This is a genomic window from Haloarcula rubripromontorii, from assembly GCF_001280425.1.
Lineage (GTDB): Archaea > Halobacteriota > Halobacteria > Halobacteriales > Haloarculaceae > Haloarcula > Haloarcula rubripromontorii.
The window spans coordinates 1-12,968 of the sequence record NZ_LIUF01000010.1 but is presented as its reverse complement, the minus strand read 5'-3'; the positions used below and the strand labels follow the sequence as shown (position 1 = coordinate 12,968).

General features: G+C 57.0%; 12 protein-coding genes and 1 pseudogene. 6 read left to right on the top strand and 7 right to left on the bottom strand.

Annotated elements, in window-relative coordinates:
• Positions 1–188: 188 nt before the first annotated feature.
• Both AMS69_RS18340 and AMS69_RS18335 read right to left on the bottom strand, forming a co-directional pair.
• Positions 189–1,796, bottom strand: coding sequence for a transposase (locus AMS69_RS18340; RefSeq protein WP_155120002.1), 1,608 nt, complete (start codon positions 1,794–1,796; stop codon positions 189–191).
• Between the two features lie 411 nt (positions 1,797–2,207).
• Entirely contained in the window at positions 2,208–3,674 is a 1,467-nt protein-coding gene (locus tag AMS69_RS18335; RefSeq protein WP_202904579.1) for an SLC13 family permease, read from the bottom strand.
• Between the two features lie 213 nt (positions 3,675–3,887).
• Here AMS69_RS18335 and AMS69_RS18330 point away from each other — a divergent pair, with 213 nt between their 5' ends.
• Positions 3,888–4,319 (top strand): universal stress protein, encoded by a 432-nt coding sequence (locus tag AMS69_RS18330; RefSeq protein WP_053969482.1) that lies wholly within the window; start codon positions 3,888–3,890, stop codon positions 4,317–4,319.
• A 41-nt stretch (positions 4,320–4,360) separates the two neighbouring features.
• Here the strand turns inward: AMS69_RS18330 and AMS69_RS18325 are convergent, their stop codons facing one another.
• From AMS69_RS18325 to AMS69_RS18310, 4 genes are all read right to left on the bottom strand, one after another.
• A complete protein-coding gene (locus AMS69_RS18325) occupies positions 4,361–5,215 on the bottom strand; it encodes a universal stress protein (protein WP_053969481.1) in 855 nt (284 codons plus the stop codon).
• Between the two features lie 67 nt (positions 5,216–5,282).
• Positions 5,283–6,683, bottom strand: coding sequence for a sodium-dependent transporter (locus AMS69_RS18320; protein ID WP_053969480.1), 1,401 nt, complete (start codon positions 6,681–6,683; stop codon positions 5,283–5,285).
• A gap of 69 nt (positions 6,684–6,752) precedes the next feature.
• Positions 6,753–7,634 (bottom strand): universal stress protein, encoded by an 882-nt coding sequence (locus tag AMS69_RS18315; protein WP_053969479.1) that lies wholly within the window; start codon positions 7,632–7,634, stop codon positions 6,753–6,755.
• A 49-nt stretch (positions 7,635–7,683) separates the two neighbouring features.
• Positions 7,684–8,580 carry a universal stress protein gene (locus AMS69_RS18310; protein WP_053969478.1) on the bottom strand — a complete coding sequence of 299 codons (897 nt, stop codon included), beginning with the start codon at positions 8,578–8,580 and terminating at the stop codon, positions 7,684–7,686.
• Positions 8,581–8,683: 103 nt separating this feature from the next.
• Between AMS69_RS18310 and AMS69_RS18305 the strand changes: the two genes are divergently transcribed.
• From AMS69_RS18305 to AMS69_RS18290, 4 genes are all read left to right on the top strand, one after another.
• Positions 8,684–9,169 (top strand): DUF2267 domain-containing protein, encoded by a 486-nt coding sequence (locus tag AMS69_RS18305; RefSeq protein ID WP_053969477.1) that lies wholly within the window; start codon positions 8,684–8,686, stop codon positions 9,167–9,169.
• Between the two features lie 197 nt (positions 9,170–9,366).
• Positions 9,367–9,654 carry an amphi-Trp domain-containing protein gene (locus AMS69_RS18300; RefSeq protein ID WP_053969476.1) on the top strand — a complete coding sequence of 96 codons (288 nt, stop codon included), beginning with the start codon at positions 9,367–9,369 and terminating at the stop codon, positions 9,652–9,654.
• Between the two features lie 29 nt (positions 9,655–9,683).
• Positions 9,684–10,562: a universal stress protein gene (locus tag AMS69_RS18295; protein ID WP_053969475.1), complete on the top strand. Its 879-nt coding sequence runs from the start codon at positions 9,684–9,686 to the stop codon at positions 10,560–10,562.
• Between the two features lie 42 nt (positions 10,563–10,604).
• Positions 10,605–11,474 carry a universal stress protein gene (locus AMS69_RS18290; protein WP_053969474.1) on the top strand — a complete coding sequence of 290 codons (870 nt, stop codon included), beginning with the start codon at positions 10,605–10,607 and terminating at the stop codon, positions 11,472–11,474.
• A gap of 45 nt (positions 11,475–11,519) precedes the next feature.
• Here the strand turns inward: AMS69_RS18290 and AMS69_RS18285 are convergent.
• Positions 11,520–12,641 (bottom strand): annotated as a pseudogene (locus tag AMS69_RS18285) (cation-translocating P-type ATPase); the annotation flags it as partial.
• A 107-nt stretch (positions 12,642–12,748) separates the two neighbouring features.
• Here AMS69_RS18285 and AMS69_RS19875 point away from each other — a divergent pair.
• Positions 12,749–12,968: IS1/IS1595 family N-terminal zinc-binding domain-containing protein (locus tag AMS69_RS19875; RefSeq protein ID WP_162230998.1), on the top strand; the 220-nt coding region annotated here is incomplete at its 3' end.

Here is a 12,968-nt window from a genome sequence, read left to right as displayed (position 1 = left end):
ACAGTTTCGGAGGATGAGATATTTCTGGGCCAAATTGCTGTCGTCTCGGATTATTTCCCTACGATCAACCGCCGATAGCGAACCTTCAAATCCGAATCTGTTAGATAGATGTGGGAAAACCCGTGCATTCTAGCGATGTCTAACAGCGTAGCTACTGGTGAGCTGCGGACTCAGTGGGGTTCAGCCCGTCAGTCAGGCGGGATCAACGCCGAGACAACAATCTCAACACACTCACCTGCGGTTAGGACCGGCGCGTACTCCATCTCGCTGTCGACACCCGCTTTCAGCAGAAAGTCGGTCAGCCGCCAGATATTGTACAGCAGCACCGCGAACACGAAGTAGAACAGGCGCACGCGGTAGTCCTTCGAGGATGTCTTCGCGAGAAAGTCGTTCTTGATGGATTTGTACTCGTTTTCGATCTGCCAGCGGCGGCTGTACCGCCGACAGAACGACTCGGCTTCCTCCGGTCCGACTCGGAGATTCGTGGCGAAGACAGTCGTTCCCTCGCCTTTTGTCGACGGGACGTACAGAAACTGCATTGAGTGCTCTCCCGACTCAACGTGTACAGAGGCCGATTCGACGGCTACGTCTTCTCCATCACTCTCCATCGTCTCGATCACATCCTTCTCCGTACTGGTGATTCGCTTCGGGATGAGGTAGTTCACACCGAGATTGGACAACGTCTGAAAGACACGCATCGAGTCGAACTCGCGGTCGCAGAGTACTGTCTCGATTGGAACGTGCTGCCTAGCTCGCCGCACTAATCGTCGGACGACACTGTGAATCTGGTTCGGCGGGTTCTCGTCCCACGCTGAACTCTCTCGGACAGGTTCGACGGCCAGAATGAGTGGGATGTTCAGCCCAACAATCGACAGGGTAGCGAATTTGAACGCTCGCTCTTCATGATTGAGTCCGCTGACCATCACCATTCCCTCGACATTGCCATAGTACGGGACGGTCGTGATGTCGATCGCAACTGTGACCGGTCGACGGAACGATGCTTCGGATTCGATTACCGAGAGCAGCTGATCAGCCACTGCATCGAATCCATTGATCAGCTCCCCTGGCGCAAACTGTTTGATCGTTCTAAGATGGGTATCGCCGTGTGGACTGCTGTCCGATCCGTGTCGATATCGGAACCGAGCTGCTCCTTGCGGCGTCCCGCAGTTGACCATTCCCATGAACGTCTGCAATTCGAAGAACTGCGTGTCTTCGTAGGTCGCGTTCGCAGCGCGATCGGAATCAAACTCATCGAAGCCGTGATCACGAGCGAGTCGAGTTGTCCGGTAGATTTGCTTGTCGGAGAATTCACACCCAGCCGTCTCATCATCAGTGGAGAGGTCCACTTCGTCGACGATCTCTGCTTTCGGCCGGACAGCGGGAGCTGAAAACTCGCGGTCGTGAGATTGTTTGATAACGAAGTTCGCAGCAACCTGGACGAACTCCCGAACGCCGTCGTCGAAGCGTTTACGCCACGTTCGGGACAACACGGATTCATCAGGGATGTGTTTCAAACCGAGTGGCTCGGCGAGTTCTTGGTACCGAGCCAGCGCTCGATAGCTCTCACCTGTGGCCTCTCGGTAGATGAGGAGCCGATCCATTCCGAGAAAGGAGTGTGGAGCAGGATGCCACTCTGGATAGTTATCGTTGAGGTGTTCCGTCTGGATTGTGCTATCTACAACGCTCGATAGCAGGGAGTCACCAGCTCGCAGCTTCTCAGTGATTTCGATTCCTGTGTTGTAGGCGTGGGTCATCCGGCAGGCACGGGTCGAAAGCGGATCTAATGTCTCCGACATCACTTCTCGATTGTATCGGTGGAACGGAAGTGGCCGCGGTCTCGTCTGCATCGACATCGTTCGTCGATACCCCTGTCAGGAGAGGGCGCGCAGACCAGCACAGAACCACCGGATTGAAGCGGCCGGTCGTGAAAATCACTTACATATCCATCGCGCCGATGAGTGAATCGAACCAGCCGCCACCGCCCGATCGCTTGCTTGACCTCCTCGATTAGTAGACGCATGAGGAGACCGTGGCGTGTTTCGACCGGCTCAATGCCATTATTCTCGATTTCTCGAATGTCTGTCTGAATTGACACTCTATATTCCTTAGAGTCTCAATGATCTGTTGCCGATTGAATTTTCAATGAGATCGCTTCAGCGGGGCTTGAGGTGAGAAGCCGAACGTCAATCCTGAATGACTCGTCACCTCTACCCAGCGAATGCGAAGGCGATTGGCAGCCACAGGTACGTGAGCACGATAATAGCGACGATGCCGAGCAGGTTCAACCATAGGCCGATACGCGACATCTGGGGAATCGTTACGTAGCCACTGCCAAAGACGACTGCGTTCGGGGGTGTCGCCACCGGAAGCATGAACGCCATCGAGGCCGCGAGCGAAGCGGTCGCCATCAGCGTGAGCGGCGACACACCGAGGGTCAGGCCGAGGCTGATCATGATCGGCATGAAGACCGTTGCCGTCGCCGTGTTTGACGTGACCTCCGTCAGGAACACGACGACCGTAGCGATCACAAGGACAAGCACAACTACTGGAACCCCCGCAATACCGGCCAAGCCTTGGGCGATGACCGTATCTAGTCCACTTTCCTGAAACCCGTTCGCCAGTGAAAATCCCGCTCCAAGTAGAAGGAGGACACCCCATGGTACGCGTGCCGCATCACTCCAGTCAAGAAGGAACTCACGCTTTTCGTAGTCAACAGGAACGACAAACAAGAGCACCCCGCCGACGATGGCAACGACAGTGTCTGTTACTGCCGGGAACAGCGGTTGCAGGACAAACGGTCGGAGGAGCCATCCAGCTGCGACGAGTACGAAGATTACCAGCACCCGTCGCTCACCACGCGTGAGCGCTCCGAGTTTCTCCCGCTGTGTCCGAATTATGCCTTCAACACCTTGGTCGTGTGGAAACTCCGGTTGAAGGAGTTTCACCAGCAGCACCCACGTGACGAACAGAAACACGACGGAAAGCGGCCCGGCGAAGACGAGCCAGTCGAGAAAGTTGACCTGTACGTCCAGCCGGGATTCTGCCACGCCCGCAAAGACGGCATTCGGAGGACTACCGATCAGGGTCGCTACACCACCAATTGATGCGCTATACGCAATCCCAAGCATCAGTGCGAGTCCAAAGGCGCTAGCAGGACGTTCGTCTGGATCGGTACGAACACCTGCGACGATATCATCGTCCTCGTTACCCGCAGCCATCTCTTGTTCGTCAACAGCCTCGACCGAGACGACGACTGCGGTCCCAATTGGTACCATCAGCATTGCCGTCGCGGAATTCGAGATCCACATCGAGAGGAAGGCAGTTGCCAGCATAAACCCGAGCAGAATCCGGTCAGACCGCGTTCCCACGAGACTCATGATAGTGAGTGCGATTCGCCTGTGGAGACCCCACCGCTCAATTCCAAGTGCGAGCAGAAATCCTCCGAGTAGCAGAAACACCACCGGGTCGGCATACGGTGCCGTAGCCGCCGGGGCATCAGCGACGCCGGTCAGGGGGAAGAGTACGATAGGAAGGAGGCTCGTCACTGGGATCGGAATGGTTTCTGTCACCCACCAGACTGCAATCCAGAGAGTGCTTGCGAGCGCTGCATTCGCGGCCGAGAGGATGTCAAACGGTGAAAACAGGAGAACGCTGGCGAAAAGTGAGGGTCCCAAAACTAACCCGATTTGCTGTCGGGTGACAAACTTAGAGAGACGACTGTGAGACATCATATGTGTATGCTGAGCCAGTGTTCGAGAGAGTGCGAACGGCTACAATGTACGTATCAGTGAAGGTTCTGGTGGGAGAACGGTTGTGACTGGTGGAGCACTCCTGAGCATCCTGTTTTAGCCCCCGTTTCTTTGCTCCTGGACACGTAGCTGGATGTGATGTACAATCGGATTCTCGTCGCCACAGATGGTAGTGATAATGCCCAGCGCGCGACACGCCAAGCTCTCGACCTGGCTCGGCAGTACGGAGCCGAACTACACGCAGTCTACGTTATCGAAACCAGAACAGGGTATGATAACGCAATTGTCGATCCCGACACCGTCCGGCAAAACCTTCGAGAAGATGGAGAAGAAGCACTAGATACAATCGAAGCAGAAGGTGAGCCCGATGTCTCCGTTGTCACATCAGTCCGAGAAGGGATTCCGCACGAAGAACTTCTCTGGTACATTGAGGAACAAGAAATCGATCTCGTAGTTATGGGTGCCAAAGGTCGATCCGCCTTCAAGACCATTCTGCTTGGAAGCACAACGGAGGCGCTTCTACGGGCAGATCAAGTTCCCGTTTTGGTGGTCAATAGTACTGGCGAGTGAGTCGCTTGATGTTGCATCGCTCTAAGCGTCCCCGTGTATCATCAGGCGTCTTCGTCTTTCGGGGCTTTACGCGTCAAAATGACCGAACTGGCAGCTGCCCGCCCAACGCCTTCGGCGACCGACCCCACGAGCTTTCGCTTGAGAAATGGGTCGCGTGTCGCGCCGAGGATAGTGAGATCATGGTCTGCAGTTTCGTCTGTGATCGTACCCGCAACGTGGTCACTCCGGAGTGTTGTTGACTCGGCTTTGACATCCATGTCGCTGAGTAAAGAACTGTAGTTCTGGAGAAGTGCTGAGGTATCCTCCTGCGTCAAGTCATCTGCATCGGGGTGAGTAACGTGAAGAAGATGAACGGGCGCGTCGTGCTGTGCTGCAATTGTACCGGCGAGTTCTACGGCCAGCTTACAGTGTGGGCCACCTGCGACTGGAACTAAGATGGAGCTGATGTCTCTCGATGGTGTGCGTATGCGTTTGACGAAGGCGTCACATGGTGCTTCACCGAGAATTCGGTCGAGGAAACTCCCCAATATGATGTCGCGTCGTCGAGGTCGTCCCCGCCATCCGACGAGCAGAGCGTCAGCGTCGTGCACATCGACTGCACCTACGATTCCGGTTGCAATGTCCCGCGCATACCGCATCCGTGATTCGACTGCGACGTCAGCGTCTGCTGCTTGTTCGACTGCCTCATTGAGGAGTCGTACCTCTTCACCATCGTCGTCGATAAGACTGTCACCCGCGGAGAGTGGAATCTGCGGCGGGACCTCGACAACATGTACTAGGACGATTCGCATCGACTGGCCGTAGGCGATATCGATAGCTGTGTCCAGTAATCGCTCGACTGTTTCTGGATTCGCTACAGGCACCAGGAGCGTCCCGCTCGGAGTTTCTGTGACCATGGCGACTACTTAGTGTGGACGATCCATTAACACTCTCACCACCCCATCTCTGGAACAGGCGTCGTAGTCACTTTGCCGCCGCTCGCTGGAGTCGAAGCAGGAGATAGGCCAGAACACCGATACAGACGAGGATAGCGGCGGAGACGAGCGCTCGGTCCAGCGTACTACCAGGAAGTGTATGCCAGCCGGGGAAATCGAACCCGAGGAACAGCTGTGAGGCGATAATTGCGACGAGAACCGGGGGAAGAAGGTATTTCGTAGACGTGGTAGTCAATCGCTCGATGCGCGGTACCCGGACCTCCTCGTGTCTCGCAAAATAGCCGAACGTGATCGAAATGACGAGCGCCGTGACTGGCAGTCCGAGCGTCCCAACAGAGTTGTCCAGGAGGTCGAGGAAGGGCGTCCCCCATACTTGGAGTTGGAACGGCGTGTAACTCAGGAGTGAGGGCATCCCGAGGAAGAAAACGAGGACGGAGACAAGGATAGTCGCTTGTCGCCGTGAGAATTGCGTTTCACCCCGAACGGTCGAGACACCGACTTCCATCATTGAGACAGCTGACGTGATCGCGGCCGCAAAGAGGAGACCGAAGAACGCTCCCGCAACGATTCGGCCACCGGGAAGAAGCGAGAACGCTGCAGGAAGCGTGGAGAACGCGAGTTCAGTGCCGAGCGATGGTTCGAGATCAAATGTAAAGACGATAGGGAAGATGACGATGCCGGCCAAGACGGCGACAATCACGTCCGCCACCGCAATGATAGCCGCGGCCTCGGGAACGTCCATCTCTTCGCCCACGTAACTTCCATACGTGATGAGAATCCCCATTCCTGCGGATAGCGAGAAGAAGGCCTGTCCGAATGCAGCGCTCCAGATGAGTGGATCAGTGAGCACAGATAGATCGGGTGTCAAAAAGAACGCCACTCCCTCTGAAAACCCCGATAGCGTCACCGAGAAGACCGCCATACCGAGGAGAATCACGAACACGAGCGGCATGAGAACAGTCGTCAATCGTTCGATTCCCTCTCGCACCCCGAGGGAAAGTACGGCTGCAACGATACCGAGCGAGACAGTAAAGGAAAGTACCGGTGCGTACGTCGCGGTGAAGCTACCCAACGAAATGTCTCCTCCGGTTATCGCGGATACCAGGAACGCGAGAATCCAGCCCGTGATGACGAGATAGTAGCTGAGAATCAGAATGACGATAGCGACGATGAACCACCCAAAGATCCTGAATCCTGGCCGAACGTCACGGAACGTGGCGACGATGTCGGCGCGTGTGCGACGGCCGCTGTTGATTTCGAGAATAATGAGCGGCACTGCGAAGACGAACACGGCGATGAGGAACGGAATCAGATACGCACCCCCGCCGTTTCGACCGACGACCGACGGGAAGCGCCAGATATTCCCGATACCGACAGCTGCACCGGTCGCAGCGAGAATAAAGCCGGTGCGCGACGACCACAGATCCATTATACAGTTCTCTTCAGATTCCGGTTGGTTATAGCTCGGTATGCCAACCGATATTGGAAGCTCAATTGGTTATTTTATCGCAGTAACGGGAACGGCTGCACGGCGAACGACGGTCTCTGCGACGCTTCCGAGTACCCATCTGGCGACTCCGTCTCGTCCGTGACACCCGATCACTACGTGATCGACGTCGTTCTCGTCGAGCCACCCGAGAATCCCCCGCGACGGGTCCCCCTCCGCAGTTACGGTTTCAACAGTTCGTCTATTCCGGCCAGCAATTCGCCGTGCCATCTCAAAGACGTTGTGAGTCTCGTCCTCGACCTCTTCGTCTTCAGCGATTATGTCGTCGAGGTCGTCTTCTGATTCGATGGTCTCGTACGCTTCGAATAACGGAGACTTCACGAAGAGCGCGGTCACCGTTGCGTCCGGGAACTGCTCGAAGGCGTATTCGAGTGCATTGCGCGAACAGAAGGATCGATCAAATGGAACGAGCACGTGCTCGGGAGACTGGTCATCCTCTTCGTCGTCTCCGTTCTTCGACCGGACGACCGTCACCGGAACCGGGACACGACGTACAACCGTCTCTGCGACGCTCCCTAACAAGAGCCTGGCAGTCCCGTCGCGCCCACGTGAGCCGATGACGATCTCATCGATCCCGTGTGTCTCGACGTATCGCGGAATTACGTGAACCGGCCGACCGTAGACGAGTTCCGTCGAGAACGTCCCTGCGTACTCGTCTCCTCGTTCCATCATCTCGTCTAACAGCTGCTGTCTTTCTTCGAAGACCTGTTTTGTTCGCTGTCCTTGGTATCCCGCCGCTTTCGAGTGGTCGGCAAATGGTTCGATTACATGGAGAAGGACGATGTGCGCCTCGGGGAACTGCGCGGTAGCGTGGGTGAGCGCAAGACGTGATTCCCCCGAGCCATCGACTGGCACCAAAATACGGGAGGACATACCCTATGATTTGTTGCGATTACCCAAAATAGCTCTGCCGGAGATTGAGTCACTCAGCTCGCTTTACCACGAGAACTGGGACATCAACAGTCCGAAGCACGGTGGACGCGACACTGCCGAGAATTTGACGCTTGAAATTCGACCGACCGTGCGAACCCATTACAACGAGATCGACCTCGTTTTCCTCGACGTATTCACGAACACCAGCAGCCGCCCCATCGAATGACGTCGTCCGTTCGACAGCAGTCTCCACAGTCAGATCGGGAGCGGATTCCTTGATTTCATCCGCAACGCTGTCAACGGCCTCTTGTCCTCTGGCGTCGAGTCGTTCAAGGAACTCCTTTTCGAGACCCCCCGCGTTGAACGCACCGCCTGCAGCTTGAATATCCACGACATTCAACACGTGAACCTCTGAACCGTAGCGCTGCGCGATGGCTGTTCCATGGGGAATCGCCACTTCGGCGTTTTCACTGCCATCTGTCGTGATGAGGACTCTTGAATAATCGTCCTCCACATCACCTTCGTTGTCCTCGCCCGAGATGACGAGCACCGGGACGTCACTTCGATGGAGGACCCGTTCAGTAACACCACCCAAGAGACGCCGGCCGAGCCCGGTCAGACCCTGTCGCCCGACGACGATCAGGTCTGCGTCCTGCTCGTCAGCGTACTCGCTGATTCGGACAGCGGGCTTTCCTTCTAGCAGGTTCGTGGTAACAGGGTGGCTGAACTCTGACGCAAGTTCCTCGATTTCCGTGAGGGCTGCCTCCCCACGTTCCCGCAACTGTGCTTTCTCAGCAGACGTTTCTGTGAGCTGGAGTGCTTTCTGCTCAACGACGGAGAGAACATCGACAGTCGCGCCGAAGCCCTGAGCGAGTCGAATTCCACGTCGTGCTGCTTGTCTCGCTTCGTCACTCCCATCCACAGCGATTACAATACGGTCATACATCTTGGGGTGAGATTTTGAGGGCTACTTCCTTCATCGTTTGGCAGAGTGACCTCAACGGGGCAGACATTATCAGACCTTGTCCCGTAGTTTCATTGGAAGATCCATGAACTTCGACGAATTCACGGGAGAGGTTCAACACCGTCTCGAACTTCCGGGTACCGGTGAGGCTGTGCGAGCGATCCGAGCGACGCTGATGACGCTGGGTCAACGGATCCCCGAGGGAAACGCCGAGGATTTGGCCGCTTCGCTCCCGATGGAGATCAAGTGGTACCTGACCGGGGCGGTCCACGAGCACGGCCAGCGATTCGACTGGAAAGAGTTCGTCACGCGCGTCAGCGAGATTGAGGGGGCGGATCGACCGGAGGCAGCTTACCACGCGCAAGTCATCGTGGACCTCGTGAGTACGCTCGTTCCGCCGTCCGACCTACAACAACTCCGTGACCAGCTCCCGGAGAGCGAAGACGACGAGAACTGGCGCAAACTCTTCGCAGTAATCGATGCGGGCGGGTGGGGGGACGCACAAGAGGCACAAACTGGTGGGGGTCCACAACCCGTCGATGAAACCGATACTGAGCCGTCGAGTGAGTAGCAACGAAGCGTTCTCCCTCCCTCGTACCTACGGTCGTGACATCGCTTCGTGTACCTGTGCCTTCGGGTCGCTGTCGAATCACACCTCAACTAAGTGACCGAGACTCGTCGTCATCCACAGTTTATGATGGGTACGTGGTTTCCCCGGGTCGAGAATGCGCCCCGTCGCTTATCGGGACGTCTCGCGTATCCATCGGTATGGGAGAGCTCGAAACCGAAGCCGAGAAAACGCGGTCAGAAATCGCATCGCACCTCCGTGAATTAGCTGATCAACTCGACGCCGGCGGAGATGTGACACTCGAGCTCGGGGGTCAACAGGTACGGTTGAATCCCACGAATCCAGTGACGTTCAAACTGGAAGGCGAGTCGGACTGGTCTGAGGGCGACACCGAGGCAAAACAGAGTATCGAGTTCGAGTTGGTCTGGTGGCGTGAAGCTCAGACACCGGAAGAGGGAACGTTAGACATCAGCACCGAGGGGACGTAGCGCCCGCTCGTTCATTCCGATACACCACCATGTACGATCAAATCCTGTTTCCAACGGACGGAAGCGAGCCGGCAGAGTCTGTCCTCGACTATGCACTCCAGATTGCATACGAACACGAGGCGACGATCCACATCCTCAACGTTGCAGACACGAGTCAGGGCAGCCTCACCCGGATACGAGAGGAGGTCATCGACGTGCTGGAGCAAGAAGGAGAACAGATCGTTGCGGACGCAGCAAAGCGCGCGACCGAACAGGGTGTCTCCGTCGTCTCGGAGGTACGCCAAGGCGATCCCTCTACGTCGATCGTCGAGTATGGCGACCAATCAGATATCGACCTGATCGTCATGCCCACACACGGGCGTCGTGGACTCGAGCGATTCCTCCTTGGAAGCGTTACAGAACGGGTCATCAACACAGCTGAACTGCCCGTGGTTGCGGTCAACCCCGACAGAGAACGTCCACTCACCTATCCATGCCAGAACGTCCTCGTTCCAACGGACGGAAGCCGCGGTGCCGAACTCGCATTGAGCGAGGGAATCGCCGTGGCGAAAGCGACCGGTGCAGCGCTACACCTGTTTCACGTCGTCGAGACGGGGAGCTTGGGCCCTGATGCTCGATCTATCCTGAAAGAGGGAGAGTTGACGGAACGGGCGAACGAAATCATGACAACAGCCACTGAGACCGCAGAGGCGGCGTCACTCGAAACCATCAAGAGCGAGATCGAAGTCGGGGTTCCGTCGAAGGAAATCCGGAACTACATGGAAGCAAACGAAATCGATCTCGCTATTCTGGGCACGCACGGCGAGACCGATTTCAGTCGGTACATGATGGGTGGCGTGAGCGCGAAAATCGTTCGAACGTCACCAGTTCCGGTGATGTGGGTTCGTGAGTCGGAATCTGGTGGGTGACAAACCACTTGTGGGTGATTCCCGTAGCTACTACCGAGACACATGTATGAGGACATTTTGCTCCCGTTCGATGGTAGTGATGGGGCTGCGGAGGCACTATATCATGCTGCCGAGATCGCCCACTGGGCCGACGCTACCATCCACGTCCTCTTTGTAGCTGATACGGCACGTGATAGCGTTACTGTCGTTGAATCCCAGGTCGTTGACGCACTCGTCCAAGAGGGTGAGGACATCGTCAAGGAAGCAGAAAAGACACTACAGACCCTCGGAGCGGACTACGAGTCTGATGTCGTCCAGGGGAATCCAGCGCCGACCATCGCCGAGTACGCGGAGCGATACGACCACGACCTCGTCGTGATGCCGACGCACGGCCGTGAAGGGATTTCTCGATACCTTCTTGGAAGTGTCACTGAGAAGGTCGTGCGTCTGTGTTCCGTTCCCGTCCTGACGGTGCGGATGCAGCCAGACGAGCAACTGGCGTTCCCCTACGAGAATATCCTCTTACCGACAGATGGGAGCGACGGTGCAGCTCATGCTGCCGAGCATGGCCTTGCCCTTGCATCGGCTCTCGATACGACCGTTCACGTGCTGTCTGTCGTGGAGGAACCCTCCCTCGGTGTGGACGTTCGCTCGACCGTGTCTGGGCGGGAAACTGAACAGGCTGCGACCGATGCCGTCGAGGATGTGGTATCCGAGGCAGAAACCTGCGGGATCACGAACACCGTTCGTCACATCGAACACGGCGCACCTATCGAGGAAATACTCGACACTATCGACTCGAACGATATCGACGCCGTCGTGATGGGGACGACGGGAAAGCGCGGGACTGATCGAATCTTGCTCGGGAGCGTCGCTGAAAAGACCGTCCGAACCGCGCCTGTTCCAGTCATCACAGTTGGAAACCAGGAGTAGCGGCTCAGTGAGGGGTTTCGGCCTAGAGGACTGATCAGTGAAACCTCAGTGAGGACCTTCTCCGGAGTTCTCATCGAGTGGTAGATATCGTTTGATTGTAAGGACGATAGCGAGGTATGCGGGGAGGCCGATGGCGAGCACAACGCCAATGATACCCCAGTCTTCGACCCCGAGGGGCACTGTTCCAAAGTACTGATTGAGAGGGGTGTACAGTACAGCAAGTTGCAACACCATCGACCCCCCGACCGCGAGTGCGAGCCACGGATTCGAGAACGTCGGCGTCTCCCGGAGCCAGCGGATGACGTAGAGCTTCTCGAACTCGAGGAAGACGAAGCCCGTGAACACCATCGTCATCGCATACGGGGTAATTGCGGCCGCTCCACCGATCACGTAGAACATCAACCCGAGCATGAGTACGGTCGAGACTGTCCCGGCGCCCCCGATGAGCCCGAGCATTGGGCGTTCGATAATGCCCTTGTCGGGATCACGCGGCGGTCGGTCCATCACGTCCCCGCTTTGGGGGTCCGCACCCAGCGCCAGCGCAGGTAACCCGTCAGTGAGCAGATTGATCCACAGCAGTTGAACTGCCGGGAGCACGAGGTAGCCCCACAGCGACGCGAGAAAGACGAGTGCGACCTCCGCTACGTTCGCACTGAGCAGGAAGGCGACGAACTTCCAGAGGTTATCGAAGATGGCTCGACCGCGTTCGACCGCCCGCTCGATGGTCGCGTAGTTGTCATCCAGCAACACCATGTCGCTCGCCTGTTTAGCCACGTCGGTCCCCCGGATTCCCATTGCGACGCCGACGTCAGCGTTTTTCAGCGCTGGCGCGTCGTTGACACCGTCACCCGTCATCGCGACGATGTGACCGTTCTCCTGGAGTGCCCGCAAGATACGCACTTTGTGTTCGGGAGACGTCCGAGCGAACACGGTGACCTCCTCGACCCGCTCTGCGAGTTCTTCATCGTCCAACCCATCGAGTTCACGCCCCTCTGTCACCTCTTGGTGCATCCCGAGTTCCCCTGCAATCGCGGCAGCCGTGCGGACGTTGTCGCCGGTTATCATCTTCACATCAATTCCGGCCCGCTCGGTTGCCGCGAGTGCGTCGGCGACCTCCTCTCGTGGCGGGTCGATCATCCCGACCAGCCCGACGAACACCAGGTCGTCCTCCATGTTCTCTGGGTCGCTCTTCCGAAGCAGATTGTTGGTCGGGTAGAGCTGTCGCTGTGAAAGCGTAGCGGGCAAGGGTGACGCGAACGCGTCACCCGGACGCAATGTTCCCATTTGAATTGCTGAGTTCAGAGGAGAGCGCCGCGAACCTGCTGGAGCAGGTTCGCTGGCGCGAGGGCCTCTGTTGCCCGCGCTGCCGGTCTGAATCGGTGATCAAACACGGCAGCTATCGAGAGTATCAACGGTATCTCTGTAAGGATTGCGACCGCACGTTCAACGACAAGACCGGCACGATCTTCGCGCACGCGAAGATCGGCCTTGACA